Genomic DNA, 24,468 nt, shown 5'->3' on the forward strand with positions numbered 1-24,468 from the left:
CATTATTGCCGGAACGGTTCCTGACCTCCCTGGACACAACCCCGCTGTTCCCCTTATGCCGGGGTGGAAATCACACCCGCCCCGGCCTTTTACTTACCTGATCGTCAACGCCCCTCAAGCCGGAAACAAAACCGTCAATACCAGCATGATTCTGCTACAGTTAAAGCGGTGTTCTGTAGCGGCCAACCCATAAGGACCTCATCTATCCCCGAATTAATGGACCTGTAGGGTTGCAGGCGATATTTGTAATGCGCTGGCGTCTCAATGGTCCGATTTCGTGATAATCTTGGCGCACTTTAAAACAACTGTATAAAAATCGTTCGAAACATGTCGGCAGAAAGCATCGAACAAAGGATTCAGCGTGCCCAGTCCCTCCGCCTGAAACGCATGATCTGGGGGTTTGCCAATCACGCCTGCACCGCCCTGGCCGTCACCGGCCTTTATCTGGGGGGCTTCCTGCCGCTGGCTCCAGTGATGGTGTTCTTTGCCAGCAGCATACTGATCGGCACACTGTTGGTGCTGGTATTGCAGTTCGGCATCAACCTCCGCTTCCGCGACCCGAGTATGACCATGTTCCAGATCCTCTGGCCCGTGGTGCCCTCGCTCTATGTCATGTTTTTCGTGGCCCTGCCCCAGGGGCGCCTGGTTTTCCTGCTACTGGCGGTGGGCGGACTGATGTTCGGCACCCTTGCCCTGAACCGTCGCCAGATGCTGACCATCGCGTGGTTGTTCTGGCTCGGCTACCTGTCGCTGGTTCTCCTGCTCACCTGGCTGAGGCCGGATTACGTCTATTGGCCACTGGAAGCCGTCACCCTGTTTGCCTATGGTTCGGTACTCTCCATCATCGCTTACCTGGGCAGTTTCATCTCCCACCTTCGCCAACAGCTCGGGACCCGCAACCGGGAGCTCAAGCATGCCAACCTGGAACTGGTGGAACTGGCCACCCGTGACCCCCTCACCAGCCTGCCCAACCGCCGTACCGTGATGGAACAGTTCGAACGGGAAGTCGCCCGCAGCGACCGGCAGACCGCCGGCCCCAAGGCCCTGGGTATCAGCGTGCTGGATATCGACCACTTCAAGCGTATCAATGACACCTACGGGCATCAGGCGGGGGATGAAATACTGCGCAAGGTCAGCCGCACCATCGAGGCCACCATCCGCAAGGGGGACTACATCGGTCGGATTGGCGGCGAGGAGTTCCTGATCATCTTCCCGGAAACCTCACCCGATATTACCGTGCCCGCCGCGGAGCGTATCCGTCGCGCGGTGGAGGCCCTGAGGTTCGATGCCCTGCCGGAAGGCTACCGGGTGACCGTCTCCCAGGGCGTGGCCCTGCATCAGCCCGGGGAATCCCTGGAGATCACCTTCAAGCGGGCCGACGAAGCCCTCTACCAGGCCAAGAACAGCGGTCGCAACCAGGTGCTGGCGGCCTGAGCGTGACCATTCCAGGACATTCATGGCACGGACGCTATTGCTCACCACCCAGCAAGTGATCCAGTGGCTGGCTATAGCCCGGCGCGAACACCTCCAGAAAGTAATCCACCTCCGGCAGGTTCTCCTCTTCGAGTCGTTGCCGTATCTGCTGGGCGGCGGGTTCAAATTCGCGGTTGCCCGCCTGTATCTCCGCCTCGCACTTGAGCAGCGCGGACAGGCGGTCGGCAGCCTTGACCAGTTCCGTGACATCACTGTCCCACCGGGATTCCTGGATATAGGGCGCGAAGTCCCCCCGCAGATGCTCCGGCAGCAGGGCCAGCAGTTCGTCCGACGCCTTGTGTTCAATGTCCCGGAATGCCTCCCGCATGACCGCAGAGTGATACTTCACCGGTGTTGGCATGTCACCGGTGATCACTTCCGTGGCATCATGATAAAGGGCCGCTGTGGCTACTGTCTCCGGGTTGACGCTGCCGCCACACACCCGGTTGCGGATGACGGCCAGGGCATGGGCGATGGTAGCCACTTCCCAGGAATGGGTGGCCACGTTTTCCTCGATGGCGTTGCGCATCAACCCCCAGCGGCGAATCCACCGCAGGCGACCAATGTAGGCGAAAAAATGGCTGGCGCGCCGCCCGCTCATCTTGCCTCCAGCTGGAACTCGATGGCCACCTGGTCAGCCTCATCCTCGCCCGGCTCCACCCTGTGGGCCCGCAGGAAAATCTGCTCGGCGGGCACGTCGTATTCGTCTGTCAGCAATCGCCTGAGTGTCTGCCCCCGCTGCTCGGCCAGACCTTCCAGGGCCCCCTCCTGCAGGGTTTCATCTTCGGCCAGTCCGGCTTCCAGGGCGGGCAGGTCAACGGATTCCAGGGCCCGGCCACGAATAGCCAGAACCAGCCCCTCACGGGCCTTGAGCGCCTCGGCAACCGTTTCCATTTTGGTGTATTCACCCATCACCAGTGTGGTCTCCCCCGGCAGGAACGCCACCTCACCCAGTTCATCCGGGGAAAAGCCCGCCAGGTCGACCACGGAGCCCAACAGGCTGAACGGTGACATGGCCGTCTTAACCAGCACACTGCGGAAGGTTCTCATCATCACCGGCCCCAGATCGAACTCCGGGTCCGCCAGGTCGCCGTTGACCGGCAGATCCAGGGTGACCCGGTTATCGTCATCACGCAGCAAGGTCAGGCCCAGCTTGACCGGGGCCGTTACCGAGCTGTCACTCTGCACGGCCTCTCCCAACTCCAGCCGATCGAGGGTCAGGGTGGTATCGGATTCAAGCCGGGTTCCCCGGAGTGTGTAGTTACCGTCCGAGGACAGCTTGCCACCGTCGACCCGATAACCCAGATAGAAGGCAAAGTAGGGGTTCAGCACCGGCATGGACAGGCCGTCCATGGTCACGGACAGGCGTGAGGGGTTGTCGGTACCCAGGGTGGCTATAGTGCCGTCCGCCTGCAACTCGCCGGAGTCGCTGACGGTGGCCCTGAGGTTGAATTGCCCTTCCTGGGGGGTGATGTTGCTGAGATTGGAGACCGACGCTTCCAGGTCATGGACCCTGCCACTGAACGCCGGCTGCGAAACGTAGTCGGTGTACCGGATCTCGGCATTGGCCAGTTCCAGTTGCCCCAGCCGGAATATCAGCCCCGCATCGGGGGCGTCGGTCCCGTCAGCCGCAGCTTCCCCATCCGCGGCAACACCATTGTCAGGGACCACCGGCTGCAGCAGACGGGTGACATTGTGAGGTCTGTCGCGATAGTTGATCACGCTCAGTTCCGGTTCGGATACCGTGACGCTGCCAATTTCCAGGCGTGCCGGTGCAAAGTTGTATTCGATGGGATCCAGGCGCAGTTCCCGCCACACCACCACCGGTTCGTCCTCATCCGGGAACTGGCCGTTGAAATGGCTGATGCTGCCACGGCCACTGAAGGTACCTGTCAGGGGGTCATCCTGCACATCGATATCGATATTGCCGGCCAGGTTCAGGGTGCCGTCGTTAATCTGCAGCTGACTGCCCTGTTGCATATAGCCGTTGAAGGGAGCCAGCACCACCTGGTCCAGGTTGACGCCGCCCTCGAAGGTCAGCGGGTGCAGGGTGAACTGGCCATTGGCTGAGGCACTACCACCCCCGGCGAGCGCCGTCCGGAGTTGGTAACTGATGGGTTCCTCCAGTTGTTCGGTCATGGCGCCGAGGTTGAGCTCCAGCTCCTGCAGGGTCAGCTCCACCGGCGAGTCCGGACGATTGTCCCGCCAGTCCACGGTGCTGTTGCTGATGGCGAGGTTGCCCACCGACCAGCGAAAGCCACTGCCAGCACGTCCGCCATCGTCCTCGTCCCCGGACATGACCTGTAATGGCCTGGTGAGGTTCAACTGCCCTTCCTGGTCCATGACGGCGTTCAGGTGCAGCTCTTCCCCCTGGATCATGGACACCACCAGCTCGGGGCCCTCCAGATTAAAGGCCACGCTGTCCAGGGTCAGGTGGCCGGCACTCGCCAGGGTCTCCTCCGGCGTGTCCGGGTCCGCCAGTGCCAGTCGGCGGGCCGTCACCTGGCCATTGCGGGTGGCAAGGGCCGCCCCCTGGTCGTCATAGGCGAACTGGAAGGCGGTGGACAGGGAAAGTCGCCCATCCTGCAACGACCAGGGCAGATGGTGCCCAAGCCACTGCTGCAGGGTCTCCGCTGACACATTGGAGAGAGACAGGCGACCGTTGGACCACAACGGCACCAGGTTGAGAGTGCCACTCCAGTCCAGCACCTGCTCACCCATGACCGCCTGCACGGTGTATTCTCCGGGCTCCTGCTCCTCACGCTCGCGGCTGGTCACGTCCGACAGGGTGAGCCCCAGGGACTCGATGACGATTTCCCGGGATCTGCCGTTGGCGCCATCGGTAAAGTCCCGGAACCGCAGGCGCCCCCCATTGATCAGGGCTTCATCCAGCACCACGTGGTAGGGCACAGGCTGTTCCGCGTCCTCGTCGCCGTCACCGTCGTCAGTCGCCTGTTGCTGATTACGCCAGTCCTCGATAAGGTTGAGCCGGTTGCCCTCCAACAGGTCCACACGCAGGAACGGGTTATCCAGTTCCAGGTGCTCCACGTGGATCGTCCCCCGTATCAGGTCGATCAGCCCCAGGTTGAGCTGGAGTTCCTCAACCGCCAGTACCCGTTCACCCTCCGGGTCGGTGGCGGAGAGTTCCTGAACCGAGAAGGAAAAGGTAAACGGATTGAAGCCCACCTCGTCGAAACCGGCGGTCCAGCCCAGGTGCTGCTGCAACCGCTCGGGAAGGGCCGAGGAAAGGTACAGGGGGATCAGGCCGAAGCCTGTCACCAGATAGACCAGCCCCAGAACCAGCAACCAGAACCACCACCGGCGGTAGGCGGGCTTGCGTTGGGCAGTTTCGGTCAATGCATCGACTCCTTTGCGGTTCTCAAGTGCACCTGATCCTGAAAGAATATAGAACCGACGATCCGAACCCAACCTTTATAGCAGGAAAGCCCGATGGACATAGGTGATATGCGCCGCGATTTCGAGAGTGAAGGCCTTGATCGCGAGCACCTGGACAGCGATCCTGTCCGCCAGTTCGAGCACTGGTTCGACGATGCCCGCAAAGCCGGCATCCTGGAACCCAATGCCATGTCCCTGGCCACCACCGGGTCGGACCTGCAGCCGGACCTGCGCACGGTGCTGCTGAAATACTTCGATCACGAAGGCTTCGTATTCTATACCAACTACGGCAGCCGCAAGGCCAGGGAACTGGAAGAAAACCCGAAGGCTGCGTTATTGTTCCCGTGGATCGGCCTCAACCGGCAGGTGATTGTCCAGGGCGAGGTCAGTCGCGTCAGCAAGGCGGAGTCCCTGCGTTACTTCGCCAGCCGCCCCCGGGGCAGTCAGCTCGGGGCCTGGGTCTCCGAACAGAGCCGGGTGATTCGTTCCCGTGGGTTGCTGGAACAGAAGGTGGCCGAAATCAAACGCAGGTTCGGAGAAGGGGAAGTGCCGCTACCCTCGTTCTGGGGCGGCTACCGGGTCGTTCCCCACCGCATTGAATTCTGGCAGGGGCGACCAAGCCGCCTGCACGACCGTTTCGAATACCTCAGGAGCCCCGATGGCTGGAACATCCAACGACTCCAACCCTGAGCCGGTGCGCGCCAGCGTTTCCGTGTGGCTGGGCCGCCAGCCCCTGGAGCCGTACGACTTCCCCGACTGGCTGGGCGAGTATGAGCGTGAGGTGGCCTCCAGCATGGCCACCGGGCGGCTCATGGAATACGTCCACAGCCGATGGCTGATTCGCCAGTCCCTCTACGGCGTCAGTGGCAAGGCACCCCATCTGTGCCGGCCGGTGCATGGCCGACCGGTGGCCTCTGCCGACCCGGAGGGCTGGTTCCTGTCCCTCAGCCACAGTCACGGCATGTCCGCCTGCGGGATATCCTCCCACCGGGGTATCGGCGTGGACATCGAACCCGTGTTCCGGGATTCCAACTGGCGCCGGATCGTACGCCGCTGGTTCACGGAAAAGGAACAGGACTGGCTGCTGGCCCAGTCCAGCCAGGAGTCGTTCCTCAAGGCCTGGACCCTGAAGGAGGCCTGGCTGAAGGCCACCGGGCGGGGCATTGCCAACAACCTTCGCACCCTGGAGGTCACCGCGGACCTGGAACTGACCGGAGACCGGCCCGGAGAGAACTGGCACGCTGCCCTGACCGAGGCGGAAGGCTTCATGATTGCGGTAGTCTGGCAAGACGAATCCGCCGAGGCGGCGCCCCAGCTCCACCTGGTCCACAACAACGACGAAGCCCACATGCAGCCGGCGGAACTGGAGCGAGTGGGGGAACAGCCCTGGGTGATCTGCCCGCTGCAGCAGACAGCAGCGGCAAAGGAGAACGGACAGTGACGGTCATGAATCAGACAAACGACGATGAACGCTGCCCCTGGTGCGGTACCGACCCGCTCTATGTGGATTATCACGACACCGTCTGGGGCCGACCGGAGACCGACGACCTGGCCCTGTTCGAGAAGCTGTGCCTGGATGGCCAGCAGGCGGGCCTGAGCTGGATCACCATCCTGCGCAAGCAGCAGGGCTACCGGGAGGCCTACGATCACTTCGATCCCGAGAAGATCGTTCGCTACGATGACGCAAAGGTGGCGGAACTGCTGGCCAATCCCGGCATTATCCGCAACCGGCTCAAGGTGGAGTCCATCATCCGTAACGCCCGCGGTTTCCTCGCATTCCGGGAACGGGACGAATCCTTCGCCGAATTTCTGTGGTCCTTCGTGGACTACCGTCCCATCCAGAACCAGTGGCGGGCATTCGAGGAGGTTCCGGTGACCACCGGCGAGGCCGAGTCCATGTCAAAGGCACTGAAGAAACAGGGGTTCAATTTTGTCGGGCCGACCATTGTCTACGCCTTCATGCAGGCCACCGGCATGGTCAACGATCACCTGGTGCAGTGCCCGGCCCACGGGCCCTGCCGCGAGCTGGGGACGAAAGCACCCCTTTTCTGAGCCGCCGGATGATCCCCACCTGACCCGTTCCCGTACAAACCCGCATATGGAACCGTTCCTTCACCACCGGGGATCTGCCTGTGCGTATTACCCTCGCCGAACTCTACCGGGCCGATATCGGCCCGGTCACGCTAATGGAAATCCTGTCCCTGGAGGGCCAGCGCTATATGGCTCGCCTGCGGATCGGAGACCAGACCCTGATACTGTCCGACCCGAAAGGCCGCACCCGGCTGTTCCGCAGTAGCTGGGAAGTCCAGGATACCCTGAGGGAGATCCCCATTGCCCGCACCGAGGTGGTACACGCCTCGGCCTACAACGAAATGGTGGGTATGGCACCGTCCCCGGTGGCTCCCCTGCGCATCCGGTTGCAGAGGCAGGACCGGTGATTGCCGTCAAGCGCCTGGCCATCCTGGTGGGGCTGGCAGGCCTGATCCCGTTCCTTATCGGCGCCTTCGGACTGTTCCTCGTACCGGCCTACAGCGACTGGCTGATGAAGTGGTTCTACATCTACAGTGCCGGCATCCTGGCCTTCATGTCGGGGGTCTACTGGCCGGTGGCAATGCAACTGGAAAACCGCTGCTACCCCCTGTCGCCCATGGTCACGCTGATGATCAGCCAGGTGCTGTTCCTCACCGGGAGCCTGACGCTGCTGCTCCCCCTGGGCTGGCGGGCGATCATCTACCCACTGCTCTACATCGCCCTGTGCCTGATCGATGTACGCTGGCTCTACAACTACTGGCCACAATGGTATCGCCAGCTAAGGCTGTTGCTGACGGCGGTGGTGGTTATCTGTCAACTGATGGTGCTGGCAGGGGCCCGTCTTCTCTGAGAGCAGGATCACGACGTTCGGGCACTCTATCGAAGCGGCACAACGGGGGCGCGGGTCAAAGGACTGTGCTGTCAGGGTATGGCGGGAAGGGTAGAGGGACCAGAGGACACCCGGCACATTGGTACCGGGTGTCCTGGTCAGGAGGCAAGACATCCTCCCTTACCAGCGGGTGAAGCGACCGGTTCCACCCGCCAATAACCCGTCCGCCCGAGGAGGGGCACTCAGGCCGCCACGATGGCGTATTCGTGATTATGGGGCTCGATCAGCACACCGTGGAGGGCCACGATGGCCTTCTCGTAGTGATCCTCGTCCACCACGAACTGGATATCCACCTGGCGCATGCACTGGTGCAGGGCCAGCACACTGATTTCCTCATCGGCCAGCGCCTTCACCGAGCGGGCCAGAATGCCCGGCACCTTCATGTCACTGCCAATGGCGGACACCAGGGCCACCTTGCGGGTGCTGAGTTCGGCATTGGGGAACTCTTCCTCCAAGGCCTTCACCACACGCTTGACGTGTTTCAGGGTGCTGTCCACGTAGTGGGTGATGGTGTTGGCGTTGGTGTCCTTGGACACGAAGCGCACCTTGAAGCGGGTCAGGATATCCAGGATCCGCCGATCACAGCCCGGCTCCCCCTGCATGTCCTGATCGAACACCTCGATGGCGAAGATGCCCTTGGCGCCGGCGATGATTTCCACCCGGGCCTTCTCACTGACGTAGTCGCCGGTGATCAGGGTGCCGGTATGCTCCGGCTCGAAAGTGTTCATTACCCGCAGGGGAATTTCGTTCTGGCGCATGCCCTTGCCGGCCCGGGGATGGATGGCCTCCATGCCCAGGTTGGCCAACTGGTCCGCCACGTCGTAGTTGGTGCGCCCCAGGGGGACCACCTTATCGGCACCGACGATGTTGGGGTCGGCGGAACTCAGGTGATATTCCTTGTGGATAACCGCTTCGCGGGCTTCGGTGATCACCGCAACACGGCTGAAGGTCATCTCGCTGTAGCCCCGGTCGAAGGTGCGCATCAGACCTTCCTTGCACTGGGCATAACCGGTCACGATGGGCAGTTCGCGGGTCAGGTCGACCGCATCGAAAGCCTGCTTGAGCTTCTCATCCAGGGGCAGCAGTTCGTTGTCGCGCCAGCCGGTGAGATCCACGAAGCGGGCGTTGATGCCTTCCTGCTGAAGCTTCAGCGCGGTGTTGAAAGCGCTGTGAGCCTCACCGATACCTGCCAGCATTTCGCGCACAGTCAGCAGGTGTTCCTCAAGCTGGAACTGGCCGTAGGAACACAGCCGCTGCAGATCGATCAGGCAGCCGCGGACCCCTTCAATACGATCGGTGATGAACTGGTCCGCCTGCTGCTTGAGCATGGGATCGGCGAACAGCTCGCCGTTGATATCGGTGAGGAACTTCACCAGCTTGGTGAGATCGTCGCCCCAGGCCCAGTCGGACTCGGCATCGGCAAACAGGGCGTAAACGCCCGGCTCGCCGGTCTTCTTGTGTTCCAGGAGCTCGTTGGTGACGCCACCGTAGGCAGACACCACGAAGATGCGCTGGTACAGCTCATCCTTCTTGCGGCCACCGATGATGATGTTATCGCGGACCGCCTCGTAGTTGCTCATGGAGGTACCGCCGATCTTCTCAACGGTATGCAATTGGCTAGTCATGGTGTTTCCGTCATTAACCTGCAGAATGAATGGCCAGGGAGGTTGGAGGTATCTTACGACGCCTCGCTGATCCCTTCCTGCATGATTTCGTCCACACTCTCAGCCAGAATCTTAGCACCTTTTTTCAGGTCATCCTCACTGGTGGTGAGGGGCATCAGGCACTTGATGACCTCATCGTTGGGACCGCTGGTCTCGATGATCAGCCCCTTCTCGAAAGCGCGGCCGGTGATCGCGTCGGTCAGCTCGGCGTTCTTCGCCTCGATACCCCGCATCAGGCCACGGCCCTTGACGTGGAACTCACCCGGATACTTGTCGCAGATGGCCTGCAGGGCGTCGCCCAGCACCTGGGTCTTGGCTTTCACCTCGTTGGCGAAAGCGTCGTCCTTCCAGTAGGTTTCCACCGCGGCACGGGCGGTCACAAACGCCATGTTGTTACCCCGGAAGGTACCGTTGTGCTCACCGGAAGCCCAGATGTCCAGTTCCGGCTTGAACAGCACCAGCGCCATGGGCAGGCCGTAGCCGCTCAGGGACTTGGACACGGTGACCATATCCGGCTTGATGCCGGCAAACTCAAAGCTGAAGAACTCACCGGTACGGCCGTTACCGGCCTGGATATCGTCCAGGATCAGCAGCATGTCGTGCTTTTCGCAGAGCTTCTCAAGACCCTGGAGCCACTCGGCGCGGGCCACATTCAGGCCACCTTCGCCCTGTACCGCTTCCACAATGACCGCCGCCGGGGTCTCGATACCGGAGGAACCGTCGGAGAGTACCTTGTCCATAATGGCCAGAGTATCGACATTTTCGCCCAGGTAGCCGTCGTAGAACATGAAATCCACATTACCAAGCGGCATACCCACGCCACCGCGATGGTGCTTGTTACCGGTGGCAGCAACGGCGCCGGTGGTCACCCCGTGGAAACCGTTGGTGAAGGAGATGATGCCGGTGCGGCCTTTCACCTTGCGGGCCAGCTTCATGGCCGCTTCCACGCAGTTGGTGCCGGTGGGACCGGTGAACTGCATTTTGTAGTTCAGGCCACGAGGCTCAAGGATGTGCTTCTTGTAGGACTCGATGAAGTCGTGCTTGGCGGTGGTAAACAGATCCAGGCCCTGGCTCACACCGTCGGATTCAACATATTCGAGCAGTGCCTTCTTGAGCACGTCGTTGTTGTGGCCGTAGTTCAGGGAACCGGCGCCGGCGAGGAAGTCCAAGTATTCCTTGCCGTCTTCGGTGTACAGGTGCGCGTTCTTGGCCCGGTTGAAGATCACCGGAAAAGCCCGTGAATAAACGCGTACTTCGGATTCAGTAGACTTGAAGATTTCCATTGTCTTGCCTCTTAGCATGTATAGGTTCGAGGTGGAAATGCGGCTGCCGGACGGGGATCGGTCGCGACCGGCAGTTCGCACAGTGTCAGGGGCATCATTGGCAGAGGTTCCTCTAACCCTCTGCCGGCCCGTTGAAACGGTGTGGTTGCGGTCGACTCAGCCCTTCTGGGTAAAGGGCCCGATACGAAGCAGGAACTCGGAGTCGTGCTGGCCGCCGAAGTGCATTTCCTTCTCGAAATGCTCGTGATACTTCACTTCAGCACCCATATCCCGGGCGAAGGAACGGAACAGCGCCCAGGAGGCTTCGTTGTCCTCGGTAATCGTGGTTTCCATATGGGTTACCCGGCGACACTCGTCGCGGCCCACGATTTCCTTGAGCATTTTCTTGGCGAGCCCCTTGCCGCGACCTTTCTCATGCACGGCCACCTGCCAGACAAAAACGGTATCGGGCTGCTGGGGAGGAATATAACCGGAGATGAAGCCGACCAGTTCGCCGTTTATCTCCGCCGCCACGCCGGTGTCGGCAAAGTGGCTGCACTGCAGGAGGTTGCAGTAAATCGAGTTGGGGTCCAGCGGGGGGCATTCCGCCACCAGCCGGTGAAGCCGGTAGCCATCATCCTTCACCGGTTTGCGGAGGGTGATGGCGGTGGTATTTGAACCTTCGGTTGTCATGCTCAGCCTTTTCGCTGCAAACGTTAGTGGTGAATTATATAGACCACAAAAGAAAAATCAACCGGATGCCCTGCGGCCACAAACCCGGGGCGCACGGCCACACTATCCTTTTCATGTCCCACTACCGTAAAGATTAGATGATTTCCTCAGATATTCCAGTGCCCGCCCGCAATTGCTCCTGGGTCAGGGAAGTACCGCCCAGAATACGATGGCGATATGACAATGCAGCGTCAGTATTCTCAGGCCACAGGGCATCGAACAGCGACAGCCAGGGAGACAGCGGAAACCGCACCGGTTCCAGGGCGGCACTGACGGGAAGACTGGAAGGCAGCCCGTACGCCGCCTCCGACGGTGCGGACCGGGCAATCCTGACCAACAGGCCGGCGCTGCTACCAGCCAGGTTGCCCATTCCCGCCGAGCCGTTGTTGAGGAATAACCGCTGTCGGCCATCCACCTCCAGGGCCCGCATCACCGGCAGGCAGGTGTGGGTGCTGACCAGGACATCGGCCCCGGTCTGGCGAAACCAGCTTGCCAGTTGCCCGTTGCCCCGAGCGCCCAGTTCCTCGTGGGACAGCCCCCACCCTGCGAGGGATTCGGGATCACCATGGAGGACCACAACCTTTAGTCCTCCAAACATCAGGCACCGGTAACGGGGTAACCGGGCCAGCCGTTGCTGGAGTTCCGGGTGGTTGGCGGCAATGCCCTGCAGGCGCACCATGATACGGTTGGACCGCTCCACCACAGCATCGTCCACGAAATCCGGATAGGCGCAGCCGCAACCCGCGCCATCCCCCAGCCGGGCCAGTTCGTACTCCACATTGCCGGTGATGGCATCATGGTCCAGCACCCGGCGGTTGATGGTGGCAAACAGCTCGTCGCTGGCGTTGAACCAGTTGAAGTCGCCATTGAACAGCAGATGCACCCGATGCCCCGACGCCCGCTCCCGTTGGGCCATGGCCTCGATTTCATCCAGCGCCAGGGGATTGCCATAAAGGCCACCGACCACATAGAGCACGTCAGCGTCGCAGGCCACGGGCTCGCGGGTCAGGTCTTCGGGCCGGTACCGGTAATGCAGCGGACAGGCGCGCCCCTCACTCATGACCCGGCCTCGGCGGCGGGAACAGAGCGCCCGGCCAGCCGGCGGATCACCAGGGGCAGGAAGAAGCCGCCGGTGCAGATCAGGATGCCCCAGGCGTTGGTGCCCAGCAGCAGGGCATAGGCGCCCTCGCCAATGGCCCAGGAGTCCGGAATCCAGCCCACGGTCAGCAGCACGCCGAGGGTCAGGCCGCTCCAGAAACTCAGGTGGAAGCTCCAGGGCGACCAGCGGGTGAAGCCATAGAACAGGAACACCGGGGCCAGGCCCATCACCATGGTACCGGAGATGGTGGTGGCCTTGAGGATATCGGTCCCCGCGAACATGGGCAGGTTACCCAGGATGGCGAAGATGATCATCACCACCGCCCCCACCTTCATGCTGGGCAGCCTGTCGGCGGCCCGCCGCGCCAGCCGGGGCAGGTCCACGGCGATGGTCTTGGAGAAGGATGAGAAGGTGGAATCCAGGGTGGAGCCAGCGGAGGTCATCATCACCATGCTCATCAGGAACAGGGCGGTCAGCCCCAGGGCCTGGCCCACGGCCGCCGGGGCATTGCCGCCCGCGTCGATGCCATTGAGGCGGGCATGCACCCCCACCAGGCTGAAGATAAAGACCGCCACGAAACCCAGCAGTCCCGCCACCACGAAGCTTTTGAGCATGGTCTTCTCCCGGTTCACAAAGCCCCGATCGGTGAGGACCGGATCGTGGAACGGATAGCTGAACAACTGCAGCCCGGCCACCAGCAGCAGGTCCATGCCAGCATCCAGGCGGAACTCGCCGTTGGTCAGCAGGGCACCCGTGTCGTTGGCGGGGATGATCAGGAACAATACCGCCGCCACGAAGAACACGAACACCACCGCCTGGATCATGTCGGTGAAAATGGAGCTGCGCAGGCCGCCCTTGAGGCTGTAGGCGAGGGTGAAGGCGGTGAACACCACGGCAGCGGTGTAGTAGGGCCAGTCTCCGGGGCTGCCGAAGTAACCACCCACCACGGCGGTGTTGCTCCAGACCTCGTTGTAGAGCCGTATCAGGATGGCGGCGGCAAAGCTCAGCGCCGCCAGGCGCCCGAAACGGGAGGTCAGGAATTCCTGCAGGCTGCCAGCCCCGGTCTGGGTACGGATCAGGTAGATGATGTACCCGGCCACGGGAATCGACAGCCAGTAGGCGGCGTAGGCCAGGCCACCGGTGACCCCGTAGGCCGCCCCCAGGTTGGCAGCATTGGTCACGGACTTGGCGAAGATCCAGCTTATGAAGATGGAGACGGTGAGTGACCACTGACCGACTGGCCGGCCCTGGTCATCGGCGCCCCGGTAGAAGGACGCCGCATTGCGGCTCCGGGGTGAAAGGGCGTACATCACCACTCCGTATACGATGAGAAATCCCCAAAACAGGGTGGCTTCGGTGCCGGTCATTCCTTTTTTTCCTCTTCCTCTGTTGTTGGCGGGTGTCACTGGCCTGGTTGTTGTGGGGGCGGCGCCTTGTTGCTGCTATTCCGGCGCACTACAACTCGCACCAAAGCGATAGCAGGCAAAGCACCGATGATGCCGCAGCATGATGCGCTCATCCATGCTTTCCGCCAGGGTGCCGCCCAGGTCGTATTCCGGGTCATCATCCACCAGCGTGCAGGCATAGACCCGGACCTGGTCGTTTTTCTTCACCAGCATGCGGGTATAGGTACACATGAAGTGGGACCGGCTCTCACGGGTCGGGTACTTTTCCATGCAGGTTTCAGTGATCTCGGGGCTGCCGTCATCTGAGCCCGGGGTGCCCAGGTCCGGGAAGGCGGTAAAGGCCAGGGTGTCGGGAATGCCCCAGTCGCGGAAAATCGACCGGAAGGCGTCCTCTATCTGCCCGGGCTCTTCCTGGTTATCTGTCTGGCGGGCAATAGACACCTTGAAGCCCTGGTCCACCAGCCAGCGGATTCCCTCTAGGGCCTTGTCGAAACTGCCATCCCCCCGATCCACGTCATGGCGGGCCGCATCCGGGTAGTCCAGACTGACCCGGAAATGGATCGGGTAGGGATTATCCAGTAGCGGCAGCACCTGGTGCCGGCGCTTCAGCAGGGGGTCGGTGGCATTGGTCAGTACGAAACAGGGGCGGTGCTGGCTGGCGTAGTCCAGGATATTGACGAAATCCCGGATCACGAAGGGTTCGCCGCCAGTGAAGGAGAACTGCTCCACGCCCATATCCAGGGCCTCGTGGATAAATGGCTTTACATCGCTCAACGTCATCCCCGGGATGCGGCCATCGCCGGGGTGGGAGCCTTCCAGACAGAAAGGGCAGGACAGGTTGCAGGCGGTACCGGTGTGAATCCACAACTCCTTCAGGCGGTCGGAGTCGATGTAGCCACGGGGCTCCCCCGCCCGGGTATGGGTCCAACTGTCCCGGGCACGGGGCTCCAGCACTTCAGTCGTAGGTATGATTCTCTCTGCGGTCAGGGGCATAGGTGCTCCACTCTTGCCTGTTATGACTCCTCGGACACGGGAATCCGGCTTATGTTACAGATTCATCCTGTTTACGGACGCGGTCAGCGGATCGACCAGCCCCCAGCCGCCACCGGTGGAACTTCGCCAGCCAGCCCAGCACGCCTTCCGGGGCATGGGCCTGTTTCCACTGGCCGGCGGCAAATTTGGCGGATTCGTTCCAGGTGGGATAGGGGTGGATGGTCCCCAGGATCTTGTTGAGCCCGATGCCATGCTTCATGGCCAGGGTGAACTCCGCCAGGATCTCAGCGGCGTGGGTGCCAACCACCACGGCACCCAGGATGCGATCCTTGCCCGGTGCCGTCAGCACTTTGATAAAGCCGTGGTCTTCGTCCTCGGCGATGGCCCGGTCCAGGTCATCCAGCCCGTAGCGGGTCACTTCGTAATGGACACCCTGCTGCTGCGCTTCCTCCTCGCTCAGGCCCACGCGGGCCACTTCCGGCGCGGTAAAGGTCACCCACGGCAACACCCGGTAATCCACCCGGAAGCGTCTGAACTGACCAAACAGTCCATTCACCGCCGCGTACCAGGCCTGGTGGGCTGCCGCATGGGTAAACTGATAGGGGCCGGCCACATCGCCGCAGGCAAAGACATTGGGGAAGCCCACGGACATATCCTCTTCCACCGGCACGGTGCCATTGCGACGGGGCTCGATACCCAGGGCCTCCAGGTTCAGTCCCTCGGTATTGCCAGCGCGTCCCACCGCCACCAGCACCCGGTCAAAGGGGATCCGCACCGGTTCGCCGTTACGCTCGCAGACGGCCACCCGTTCACCGTCTTCCTCGGTGAACTCCACAACCTTGTGCCCCAGCCGCAGATCGATACCGTCAAGGCGCAGGCTGTCCGCCACCAGTTCCGCCACCTCCGGGTCTTCCTTCATCAGCAACCGGTTCATGGCCTCCACCTGGGTAACGGTCACGCCCAGCCGGGCAAACGCCTGTGACAGCTCGCAGCCGATGGGCCCGCCACCCATCACCAGCAGGTGTTGCGGCTGCTCCTCCAGATCCCACAGGTTCTCGGAGGTGAGCGGCGCCATGGCATCCAGCCCCGGAATCGGCGGCAAAAAGGGCTTGCCGCCAGTAGCCACCACAATGCTGCGGGCGCTGAGTCGTTCCCGGCGACCGTCATTGTGGGTAACGTCCACTTCCCAGGGGGACACGAAGGCGGCGCTGCCGGCAATGCAGTCCACCCCGAGACTCTGATAGCGCTCCACCGAATCATGGGGCTCGATCTTGCGGATCACCCGCTTGACCCGAGCCATGATACTGGTGAAAGAGCCGGACACCGGCACCGAGTCCAGCCCGTAGCGGTCCGCATGGCGCAGGGTGTCCGCCGCCCGGGCACTACGGATCAGCGCCTTGGACGGCACGCAGCCGGTGTTGAGGCAGTCACCCCCCATCCGGTCCCGCTCGATCAGGGCAACCCTGGCCTTCACCGCCGCACCGATATAGGCGGATACCAGGCCGGCAGAACCGCCGCCGATCACCAGCAGGTTGTAGTCGAAGCGCTCAGGTTTGGTGAACCCCCGATAGGCGCGTCGACGGCGGATAATGTCCACCACGACCTTGGCGATCAGCGGGAACAGCCCCAGCAGCGCAAAGGACAGCAACAGGTCGGCGGACACAATATCCCCCATGCTTTCGATCTGAGCCAACTGGGTGCCGGCATTCACGAACACAAAGGTACCCGGCAGCATGGCTACCCAGCTCACCAGTGCGTAGGTGCGAAGCTTCATACTGCTGAGGCCCATGGCCAAATTAATCAGAAAGAAAGGGAAGGCGGGCACCAAACGCATTGACGCCAAGTAGAACACCCCATCTCTATCGATGCCTTCATCGATGCGTTTGATAGTATTCGCATACTTCTTCTTCAACGTATCGCGAAGCACAAAACGGGCAACCAGAAACGCCAGGGAGGCCCCGATGGTGGAAGCCACGGAAACCGCCAGCAGCCCCACCGCATTGCCAAAGAAGGCGCCGGCAGCCAGTGTCAGCACCGCTGCCCCGGGCAGCGACAGGGCGGCGGCTACCACATAGATCAGCACATAAACCGAAACCGCCAGCAGCAGATGGCCGGATATCCACTGGTCGAGGGACGTCTGGTGGCGTTGCAGATTCTCCAGCGTCAGCAGCTCCGGCCCGCCAAGCAGCAGGAAAGCCGCCACCAGGACCACGATAATCGCCAGCAGGATCAGTTTCGGTTTGGACATCGTCTATCGGTTCCGTTTTGACATATAAAGGTGTTACTCAGACACCGCATTCCGCCATCCATTACAGACTAGCTTGCAGACCTCACAAAATAATAACGGGAAAGTCGCAATTGCATCCGGTCAGGGGTACGTCAGGGGGCGTCGTGAGTATCACAAAAAAAGGGGGCCTGAGCCCCCTTTTCTGACGACATCACGTTATGCCTATGCCGTCGCTCTCTGCCTCTTCACCTTCATCGTCGTCCGGCTTACCCGCATTGTGGTCACGGGCCAGCAGGATATAGAACGCCGGCAGGATGAAGACCGTGAAGAAGGTGCCGATGCCCAGGCCCGCCACGATGGTCAGGCCGATGGCGAAGCGGCTCTGGGCGCCCGGGCCGATGGCGACCAGCAGCGGCACCATGGCGAAGATCAGCGCCAGCGACGTCATGATGATCGGCCTCAGTCGGATGGCCGCCGCTTCCAGCACCGCCTGGCGCTTGTCCAGCTTGCGGTCGATCTGCAACTGGTTGGCGAATTCCACGATCAGTATGCCGTTCTTCGCGACCACGCCGATCAGGGTGATCAACCCCACCTGGGTGTAGATGTTGATGGTGGCGAAGCCCAGTACGATAAACGCCATGGCACCAGCCACCGACAGAGGCACAGACACCAGGATGATCAGCGGGTCACGCCAGCTCTCGAACTGGGCCGCCAGCACCAGGTAGATCACCAGCAGCGACAGGGCCATGGTAATGGCCAGGGCACTGCCCTCGGTGGACAGTTGCCGCGTCTGCCCCATGTAATCGGAACTGAAGCCCTGGGGGAAGATCTCGCTGGCGTTCTGCTCCATCCAGTCCATGGCGGCCCCCATGGCCACACCCGGCATGACCACGCCCTGCAGGGTGATAGAGTTGAGCTGGTTGAACTGGGTCCGCTGGGACGGCTCCACCCCTTCCTGGAAACTGACCACGCTGCCCAGGGGTACCAGGTCCCCGGTATCCGAGCGGATGTAGTAGTCGTTCAGGGCCGCCTCGCTGATGCGGAAGTCCTGCTGCACCTGCGGAATCACCTGGTAGGAGCGGCCTTCCATACTGAAGCGGTTGATGTAGCCGCCACCAAGCATGCTGGACATGGCCTGCCCCACATCCTGCATGGACAGGCCCAGGTCCGCCACCCGGTCCCGGTCCACCTGGATCTGGACCACCGGCTTGTCGAAGGCGATGGACTTCTGCAGGAACATGAAGTTGCCACTCTGCATGGCGCGGCCCTGCAACTCGCTGGCGATCTCGTTGAGCTGCTCGTAGTCGCCACCGGTGGTGATCACGAACTGGAACGGCAGACCGCTGGAACCCGGCAGGGACGACGGGGCGAAGACCGCTGTCTGCAGGCCGGTGACCTTGTTCAGCTCGGCATTCAGCTTCGGCTGGATATCGAACTGGGTGACCGTCCGTTCGCTCCAGGGCGCCATCTTGAAGCCGCCAAAGACCTCGTTGGGGCCAGTGATACCGAGGATCATGAAATCCTCCTGGTAACCGTCCACCGTGGTCATGCGCTGCTGCACTTCACTGCCCTCTTCCTGAAGGTATTCCAGGGTTGACGTCTGCGGCCCTTTGCCCTGATAAAACAGGATACCCTGGTCCTCTTCCGGCGCCAGCTCGCTCTGGCTGAGCATGACCATGAAGAAGATGGAGGCAAAGATCATGAAAGCGAAGAAGATCACCACCGAGATGGTGGACATCAGCGAGGCCAGCGCACGCTTGTAAGCATTGGCCAGCCCGTTGAACGTCTTCTCCACGAACTGCTCGAAGCGGCTGGGATTACCATGGGGCTTGAGGATGGCCCCGGACAGCACCGGCGACAGGGTGAGGGCGACAATGCCCGAAATCACCACGGTGCCCGCCAGCGTAAAGGCGAACTCGATAAACAGCGAGCCGGTCAGGCCGCCCATAAAGCCAATGGGCGCGTAGACCGCCACCAGGGTGGTGGTCATGGCAATGATGGGGATCGCCATTTCCCTGGCGCCATGGAGGGCCGCATGGAATCTGGTCTCACCCTGCTCGATGTGGCGGTGGACGTTCTCCACCATGATGATGGCATCATCCACCACCAGGCCGATGGCCAACACCATCGACAGCAGCGTCAGCAGGTTCAGGGAGAAGCCCATCATCAGCATGATAAAGGCCCCGCCCACCAGCGACAGGGGCACCGCCACCGACGGCACCACCGCGGCACGCAGCGACCCCAGGCACAGGAATACCACCACCAGCACGATCACCAGGGCTTCCAGCAGGGTCTTGATCACCTCGTTGATGGAGTCGTCGATAAACTCGGAGGCATCGTAGGCCAGGCGCACGTCCAGGCCGGAGGGGAGTTGTTCCTCGATGTCCGGCAGCGCCGCCTTCACCAGCCCGGCCACGGTCAGCGGGTTGGCGCCGGGGGACATCTCGATGGCCACGTAGGTGGCCGGCTGGCCCTTGTACATGGCCAGGTGGTCGTAGCTCTGGGAGCCCAGCTCCACACTGGCGATGTCCCGCAGGCGGATAATGGAACCATTGGCCTCCTTCACCACCAGGTCCCGGAACTGGTCCAGGTCCGATACGTCGGTGTCGCTGGTCAGGCTGATCTTGGTGTACTTGCCTTCGGTGTTACCCACGGCCGCCTGGTAGTTGTTGCGCAACAGCACGCTGACCACTTCCTGGGGCGTCATGTCCACCGCCGCCAGGCGCTCCGGGTCCAGCCATGCCCGCAGGGCAAAGGTGCGCCCCAGCAGGTCCGCCTTGCCGACGCCGGCCAGGGCCTGCAGCTTGGGCTGCACCACCCGGGTCAGGTAATCGGTGATCTGGGGTACGTCCAGGTCGTTACTGTAGAAGGCGATATACATCAGTGCCGTGGAGTCCCCGGTCTCGGAGGTGATAACCGGGTCCTGGGCATCCGCCGGCAGCACGTTACGCTGGCTGGCCACCTTGGCCTGGATTTCCGCCAGGGCGGCGTTGGCGTCGTAGTTCAGCTCCATCTTGGCATTGATGGTGGACTGGCCCTGGGAGCTGGTGGAGGTCAGGTAGTCGATACCACTGGCCTCGGCCATGGCCTGCTGCAATGGCGTGGTGATAAAGCCCTTCACCAGCTCGGAGCTGGCACCCGGGTAGGCCGTGGTCACGGTTACCGTGGTGCTTTCAAGCTGTGGGTACTCCCGGATTTCCATCTCCAGGGCGGCACGGGCCCCAAGCAGCAGGATCAACAGGCTGACCACCGTGGCCAGCACCGGCCGGTGGACAAAAACGTCAGTAAAGCGCATTACTCGGACGCCTCCGCCGGCTGCTCATCATCCTGCTGGATCTCGATCGACTGGCCCGCCCGTAGTCGCAACAGGCCCTTGGCCACCACCTGGTCACCTTCCTCAAGCCCCTTCTCAATAGCGACGCGTTCGTCCCGGACCTCACCAGTCTGTACGGAACGACGGTTGACCGTGAGCTGGCCGTCGTCGTTCTCACCAATCAGGAACACATAGTCACCGTAGGTGTTGTAGGACACCGCAGTGCGGGGCAGGGTCAGCACCGGCCGATCTTCCGGCTGGCGCGTCATCACCGTGGCAAACATGCCCGGGCGAAGCTTGCCATCGGGGTTGGCGAGGGTGGCCCGGATACGCACGGTGCGGGTTTCAGGATTCACCGAGGTATTGATGGCGCTGACCTCGCCGGTAAAGGTTTCCCCCGGCACGGCGGCGACGGTCGCCCGAACCTCGTAACCACGGTCAACGCTGGGCAGGTTGCGCTCCGACAGGGTGTAGTCCAGGTAGATGGGATCGAGCATATTGATCTCGACAATCGGCGTGCCGGTGGGGACGTACTCCCCCTGGTCCACAAGCCGCAGGCCCAGGGTGCCGTCGAAGGGCGCGCGGATCACCTTTTTGTTGAGCTGGGCCTCGGCCTCGTTGACCCGGGCACGGGCAGCGTCATAGTTGGCCTTGGCTTCATCGTACTGGGACTGGGACACGGCACGGCGAGGCAGCAGGTTTTCAATGCGCTTGAACTCCTGGGCCGCCAGTTGGGCCTCGGCACGACGGGTTCGCAGGGCAGCTTCGTCGATCTGGGAATCCAGACGGATCAGGATGTCTCCCTGCTCAACGGTATCACCGGATTCAAACCCGATTTCCTCAATGACGCCGGGCACCTCATTGGCCACCCGGATACCGTTGACTGCCTCGACACTCCCCACGGACTTGATGGCGGGTGTCCACTGCTCCAGGGCGACGTTCGTGGCGCTCACCGGTGTCGGCGGCTGGGGCTGGGACATCATCTCCTTCATCTGGCCGAACTGGTAGAACTTGTAGCCGAAAATGCCACCCAGGATAAGACCCAGAAGGACAATGACAATCAGAAAACGGACAAAGGTGCGCATAGGTTAGACATCCTGATCAGAAAACCCGGCCCTGGGATCATGCGGACATGCAACAAGACCGATACCGTAATTGAGGCAATAAACTAACGATGATTATTTCATTATAAAAGCAAGCAAACCAGTGCCTTGCCCAGTTACCCGCCCCTGGAGTCTGCGCGGTAGAAATCGCGCCAGGCGAGAGCATCCCACATTGAGGCCATTTTGACGGTCATTTGAGGCGCAAAGTGGTTCTATGTAACGAAAATGAGCGCTCAAAAGGGACCAATGTGGGGCGGTCGCAGCGGTGCAACTTTCTACCACGCAGGCTCCCAGACTGCCATATCATTTGCTACCGGAGGATGACCAGCGGCTTCTCCGCCGTCTTCAGCATGGTGGTCGTGGTGCTGCCCACCAGGAACTGCCTGATGCGGGAATGGCCATAGGCACCCATCACCAGCATGTCGATATCGTGCTCCGCCTGATAGTGGTGGAGTGCGGGTTCCACATCGCCAGCGCGGATGGCCAGGGTAATCTCCCCGCCCAGGTCCGACAGCATGGCTTCCGCCTGTTTCAGTTGCTCCCAGCGGTCACCGGTTTCCGGTCCGATCATCACGATATGAAGCGGCATGCCCTTGAGAACCGGACTGCCCGCCAGCAGTTCAACGCTGCGGAAGGCGGTCTTGCTGCCATCGAACGCCAGCATCGCACTCTTCGGCGGCGTAAACTCGTCCGGCACCAGCAGGATAGGACGATGCAGGCTGCGGATCACGGTTTCCAGCTGGCTGCCGATGTGCAGGTCACGGTCGGAACTGCTCTCGCCGTGCAGCCCCATGACCAGCAACCGGGTCTGACTTTCCAGGGTCAACAGGGATTCGGTCAGGTCCCCGTGGCGCTGACGCTTGATGACATCGGCGGCACCCGTGTCCATCACCCGCCGTTCCGCCTGCTCCAGCAGGTGGTGGCCCTGCTCCAGGGCAACCTTGCTGCGCTGCTGATCCAGGTCCGCCAGCTCCTCCAGCAGGTGTTCCCGACTGCCGAGGCCGATATTGCCGGCCAGGTCCGGGGCTACCGGGTAGCGCTCCTCGTCGAGCACATGAAGCAGCATGAGGGGAACCCCCATATGCCGACCGGCCCAGGCAGCATAGTCACAGACCGCCGGAGCGGCCCGGGAACCATCGATACAGGCAACGACTCGTAGCATGGCATTCTCGCTCTGATTGTCATTATGGTTGTTATTCTGACCGCGATCGCTATGGCTTTGCGTGTTCTCTGTCATATCAGTGCCCCATCAACTGGTCGACGGCGTCCGGCTTGTCATGCACCCCGAAACGGTCAACGATGGTGGCGCTGGCCTCGTTCAGGCCAATCACCTCTACCTCGGCGCCTTCACGGCGGAACTTGATAACCGCCTTGTCCAGGGCCGCCACGGCGGTGATATCCCAGAAATGGGCCCGGCTCAGGTCAATGATCACCTTATCCAGTGCTTCCTTGAAGTCAAAGGATTCGGTGAACTTTTCCGAGGAACTGAAGAATACCTGGCCCACCACGTTGTAGGTACGGGTATCAGACGTTTCATCGTACTCGGATGTGACCAGCATGTAGTGCCCCACCTTGTTGGCGAAGAACAGGGCCGCCAGCAGCACCCCGGCCAGCACACCGAAGGCCAGGTTGTGGGTGGCCACCACCACGACCACGGTCACCACCATCACGATATTGGTGGACAGCGGATGATCCTTGAGGTTCTTGATGGACCCCCAACTGAAGGTGCCGATGGACACCATGATCATCACTGCCACCAGCGCCGCCATGGGAATCTGCACCAGCCACTGGTCCAGCACCAGCACCATGATCAGCAGGAAAACCCCCGCTGTGAGGGTGGATAATCGTGTACGGCCGCCGGATTTGATATTGATGATGGACTGGCCAATCATCGCACAGCCTGCCATGCCCCCAAGCATCCCTGAACCGATATTGGCAATGCCCTGTCCCCGGCACTCCCGGTTGCGGTCGGAGGTGGTATCGGTCAGGTCGTCTACGATGGTGGCGGTCATCATCGACTCCAGCAGACCAACGACCGCCAGGCCCACGGAATAGGGCAGAATGATCATCAGGGTCTCCAGGGTCAGCGGCACATCCGGCCACAGGAACACCGGCAGGGTATCCGGCAGTTCGCCCATATCCCCCACGGTGCGGATATCCATGCCGTACCACATGGCCACCCCGGTCAACACCACGATGCACACCAGCGGCGACGGAATCAGCTTGCCCACCACCGGCAGGTAGGGGAACAGGTAGATAATGCCCAGGCCCGCCGCCGTCATGGCATAGACATGCCAGGTGACATTGGTCAGCTCCGGTAGCTGGGCCATGAAGATCAGTATCGCCAGTGCATTGACGAAACCGGTGACCACCGAGCGGGACACGAACCGCATCAGGCCGCCCAGTTTCAGGTAACCGGCACCAATCTGCAGTACCCCGGTCAGCAGGGTGGCCGCCAGCAGGTATTCCAGCCCGTGTTCCTTCACCAGCGTCACCATCAGCAGTGCCATGGCACCAGTGGCGGCGGAGATCATGCCCGGGCGACCGCCCACAAAGGCGATTACCACGGCAATGCAGAAGGAGGCATACAGACCCACCTTCGGGTCAACGCCGGCGATAATGGAAAAGGCGATGGCTTCCGGGATCAGGGCCAGGGCCACAACGATACCGGCGAGCAGGTCACCACGAATATTGGACAGCCAGTTGGCTTTGAGGGTTTTCACCATAACAACGGGGTTCCATGGGTTTCAGACATCTTGGGACGCTGGCCGCGCAGCGTGAACATGACAGACAGCTCCCCATGACCCGCCTGGACCAGGCCGGTAGATCGGGAAGGCAGCATGTCGAAAACAGGCCGACTAGGGGAGAGCCGGAATACTA

19 protein-coding genes are annotated in these 24,468 nt (G+C 61.7%); 6 read left to right on the top strand and 13 right to left on the bottom strand.

Annotated features, from left to right (window positions below; genetic code table 11):
* Nucleotides 1-327: 327 nt before the first annotated feature.
* A complete protein-coding gene (locus ACJO3T_RS15860; protein ID WP_406962796.1) occupies nt 328-1,434 on the top strand; it encodes a GGDEF domain-containing protein in 1,107 nt (368 codons plus the stop codon).
* Nucleotides 1,435-1,468: 34 nt separating this feature from the next.
* On the opposite strand, the gene yfbR is transcribed toward ACJO3T_RS15860, so the two are convergent.
* Entirely contained in the window at nt 1,469-2,074 is a 606-nt protein-coding gene (gene yfbR / locus ACJO3T_RS15865) for a 5'-deoxynucleotidase (RefSeq protein WP_406962794.1), read from the bottom strand.
* Entirely contained in the window at nt 2,071-4,830 is a 2,760-nt protein-coding gene (locus tag ACJO3T_RS15870) for a DUF748 domain-containing protein (protein WP_406979096.1), read from the bottom strand. The genes yfbR and ACJO3T_RS15870 overlap by 4 nt, the downstream gene beginning before the upstream one ends.
* 93 nt (nt 4,831-4,923) lie before the next feature.
* Here ACJO3T_RS15870 and pdxH point away from each other — a divergent pair, with 93 nt between their 5' ends.
* The 5 genes from pdxH to ACJO3T_RS15895 all read left to right on the top strand — a co-directional run bounded on the left by pdxH (nt 4,924) and on the right by ACJO3T_RS15895 (nt 7,750).
* Nucleotides 4,924-5,559, top strand: coding sequence for a pyridoxamine 5'-phosphate oxidase (gene pdxH / locus ACJO3T_RS15875; RefSeq protein ID WP_406979097.1), 636 nt, complete (start codon nt 4,924-4,926; stop codon nt 5,557-5,559).
* Entirely contained in the window at nt 5,528-6,310 is a 783-nt protein-coding gene (locus ACJO3T_RS15880) for a 4'-phosphopantetheinyl transferase family protein (protein WP_406979098.1), read from the top strand. The genes pdxH and ACJO3T_RS15880 overlap by 32 nt, the downstream gene beginning before the upstream one ends.
* A gap of 5 nt (nt 6,311-6,315) precedes the next feature.
* The gene (locus tag ACJO3T_RS15885) at nt 6,316-6,921 is read left to right on the top strand and encodes a DNA-3-methyladenine glycosylase I (protein WP_406979100.1); all 606 of its coding nucleotides are present in this window, start codon (nt 6,316-6,318) and stop codon (nt 6,919-6,921) included.
* Between the two features lie 80 nt (nt 6,922-7,001).
* A complete protein-coding gene (locus tag ACJO3T_RS15890; RefSeq protein ID WP_406979101.1) occupies nt 7,002-7,307 on the top strand; it encodes a DUF6482 family protein in 306 nt (101 codons plus the stop codon).
* Nucleotides 7,304-7,750: a DUF3429 domain-containing protein gene (locus ACJO3T_RS15895; RefSeq protein WP_406979102.1), complete on the top strand. Its 447-nt coding sequence runs from the start codon at nt 7,304-7,306 to the stop codon at nt 7,748-7,750. The genes ACJO3T_RS15890 and ACJO3T_RS15895 overlap by 4 nt, the downstream gene beginning before the upstream one ends.
* A 221-nt stretch (nt 7,751-7,971) precedes the next feature.
* Here ACJO3T_RS15895 and ACJO3T_RS15900 read toward each other — a convergent pair whose 3' ends face one another.
* From ACJO3T_RS15900 to ACJO3T_RS15950, 11 genes are all read right to left on the bottom strand, one after another.
* A complete protein-coding gene (locus tag ACJO3T_RS15900) occupies nt 7,972-9,414 on the bottom strand; it encodes an aspartate kinase (protein ID WP_406962783.1) in 1,443 nt (480 codons plus the stop codon).
* Between the two features lie 53 nt (nt 9,415-9,467).
* The gene (gene ectB, locus ACJO3T_RS15905; protein WP_406979103.1) at nt 9,468-10,736 is read right to left on the bottom strand and encodes a diaminobutyrate--2-oxoglutarate transaminase; all 1,269 of its coding nucleotides are present in this window, start codon (nt 10,734-10,736) and stop codon (nt 9,468-9,470) included.
* 156 nt (nt 10,737-10,892) lie between these two features.
* On the bottom strand, nt 10,893-11,408 hold the full coding sequence (gene ectA, locus ACJO3T_RS15910) for a diaminobutyrate acetyltransferase (protein WP_406962779.1): 516 nt from the start codon (nt 11,406-11,408) through the stop codon (nt 10,893-10,895).
* Nucleotides 11,409-11,541: 133 nt separating this feature from the next.
* The gene (locus ACJO3T_RS15915) at nt 11,542-12,507 is read right to left on the bottom strand and encodes a metallophosphoesterase family protein (protein WP_406979104.1); all 966 of its coding nucleotides are present in this window, start codon (nt 12,505-12,507) and stop codon (nt 11,542-11,544) included.
* Entirely contained in the window at nt 12,504-13,913 is a 1,410-nt protein-coding gene (locus tag ACJO3T_RS15920) for a sodium:solute symporter family transporter (protein ID WP_406979105.1), read from the bottom strand. Before ACJO3T_RS15920 ends, ACJO3T_RS15915 begins: the two co-directional genes overlap by 4 nt.
* Before the next feature lie 75 nt (nt 13,914-13,988).
* Nucleotides 13,989-14,945 carry a radical SAM protein gene (locus ACJO3T_RS15925; protein WP_406962773.1) on the bottom strand — a complete coding sequence of 319 codons (957 nt, stop codon included), beginning with the start codon at nt 14,943-14,945 and terminating at the stop codon, nt 13,989-13,991.
* 49 nt (nt 14,946-14,994) lie between these two features.
* Nucleotides 14,995-17,193, bottom strand: coding sequence for a dihydrolipoyl dehydrogenase family protein (locus tag ACJO3T_RS15930; RefSeq protein ID WP_406979106.1), 2,199 nt, complete (start codon nt 17,191-17,193; stop codon nt 14,995-14,997).
* 190 nt (nt 17,194-17,383) lie between these two features.
* Nucleotides 17,384-20,467: an efflux RND transporter permease subunit gene (locus ACJO3T_RS15935; protein ID WP_406962769.1), complete on the bottom strand. Its 3,084-nt coding sequence runs from the start codon at nt 20,465-20,467 to the stop codon at nt 17,384-17,386.
* Complete coding sequence (locus tag ACJO3T_RS15940) at nt 20,467-21,570, bottom strand: efflux RND transporter periplasmic adaptor subunit (RefSeq protein ID WP_406962767.1); 1,104 nt, start codon at nt 21,568-21,570, stop codon at nt 20,467-20,469. The genes ACJO3T_RS15935 and ACJO3T_RS15940 overlap by 1 nt, the downstream gene beginning before the upstream one ends.
* A gap of 328 nt (nt 21,571-21,898) precedes the next feature.
* Nucleotides 21,899-22,750, bottom strand: a complete 852-nt coding sequence (locus tag ACJO3T_RS15945; RefSeq protein ID WP_406962812.1) for a universal stress protein — start codon at nt 22,748-22,750, stop codon at nt 21,899-21,901.
* 76 nt (nt 22,751-22,826) lie between these two features.
* Nucleotides 22,827-24,314, bottom strand: coding sequence for a SulP family inorganic anion transporter (locus ACJO3T_RS15950; protein WP_406979107.1), 1,488 nt, complete (start codon nt 24,312-24,314; stop codon nt 22,827-22,829).
* Between the last annotated feature and the right edge of the window lie 154 nt (nt 24,315-24,468).

It is taken from the genome of Marinobacter shunpengi, assembly GCF_045449715.1.
Taxonomy (GTDB): domain Bacteria; phylum Pseudomonadota; class Gammaproteobacteria; order Pseudomonadales; family Oleiphilaceae; genus Marinobacter.

Excerpts from the sequence above, each read along its gene's own strand:
- yfbR (WP_406962794.1), bottom strand. The coding sequence starts at position 2,074 with ATGAGCGGGCGGCGCGCCAGCCATTTTTTCGCCTACATTGGTCGCCTG.
- ACJO3T_RS15860 (WP_406962796.1), top strand. The coding sequence starts at position 328 with ATGTCGGCAGAAAGCATCGAACAAAGGATTCAGCGTGCCCAGTCCCTC.
- ACJO3T_RS15920 (WP_406979105.1), bottom strand. The coding sequence starts at position 13,913 with ATGACCGGCACCGAAGCCACCCTGTTTTGGGGATTTCTCATCGTATAC.
- ACJO3T_RS15900 (WP_406962783.1), bottom strand. The coding sequence starts at position 9,414 with ATGACTAGCCAATTGCATACCGTTGAGAAGATCGGCGGTACCTCCATG.
- ectB (WP_406979103.1), bottom strand. The coding sequence starts at position 10,736 with ATGGAAATCTTCAAGTCTACTGAATCCGAAGTACGCGTTTATTCACGG.
- ACJO3T_RS15915 (WP_406979104.1), bottom strand. The coding sequence starts at position 12,507 with ATGAGTGAGGGGCGCGCCTGTCCGCTGCATTACCGGTACCGGCCCGAA.
- ACJO3T_RS15940 (WP_406962767.1), bottom strand. The coding sequence starts at position 21,570 with ATGCGCACCTTTGTCCGTTTTCTGATTGTCATTGTCCTTCTGGGTCTT.
- ACJO3T_RS15925 (WP_406962773.1), bottom strand. The coding sequence starts at position 14,945 with ATGCCCCTGACCGCAGAGAGAATCATACCTACGACTGAAGTGCTGGAG.
- ACJO3T_RS15950 (WP_406979107.1), bottom strand. The coding sequence starts at position 24,314 with ATGGTGAAAACCCTCAAAGCCAACTGGCTGTCCAATATTCGTGGTGAC.
- ectA (WP_406962779.1), bottom strand. The coding sequence starts at position 11,408 with ATGACAACCGAAGGTTCAAATACCACCGCCATCACCCTCCGCAAACCG.
- ACJO3T_RS15930 (WP_406979106.1), bottom strand. The coding sequence starts at position 17,193 with ATGTCCAAACCGAAACTGATCCTGCTGGCGATTATCGTGGTCCTGGTG.
- pdxH (WP_406979097.1), top strand. The coding sequence starts at position 4,924 with ATGGACATAGGTGATATGCGCCGCGATTTCGAGAGTGAAGGCCTTGAT.
- ACJO3T_RS15885 (WP_406979100.1), top strand. The coding sequence starts at position 6,316 with ATGAATCAGACAAACGACGATGAACGCTGCCCCTGGTGCGGTACCGAC.
- ACJO3T_RS15935 (WP_406962769.1), bottom strand. The coding sequence starts at position 20,467 with ATGCGCTTTACTGACGTTTTTGTCCACCGGCCGGTGCTGGCCACGGTG.
- ACJO3T_RS15945 (WP_406962812.1), bottom strand. The coding sequence starts at position 22,750 with ATGCTACGAGTCGTTGCCTGTATCGATGGTTCCCGGGCCGCTCCGGCG.
- ACJO3T_RS15880 (WP_406979098.1), top strand. The coding sequence starts at position 5,528 with ATGGCTGGAACATCCAACGACTCCAACCCTGAGCCGGTGCGCGCCAGC.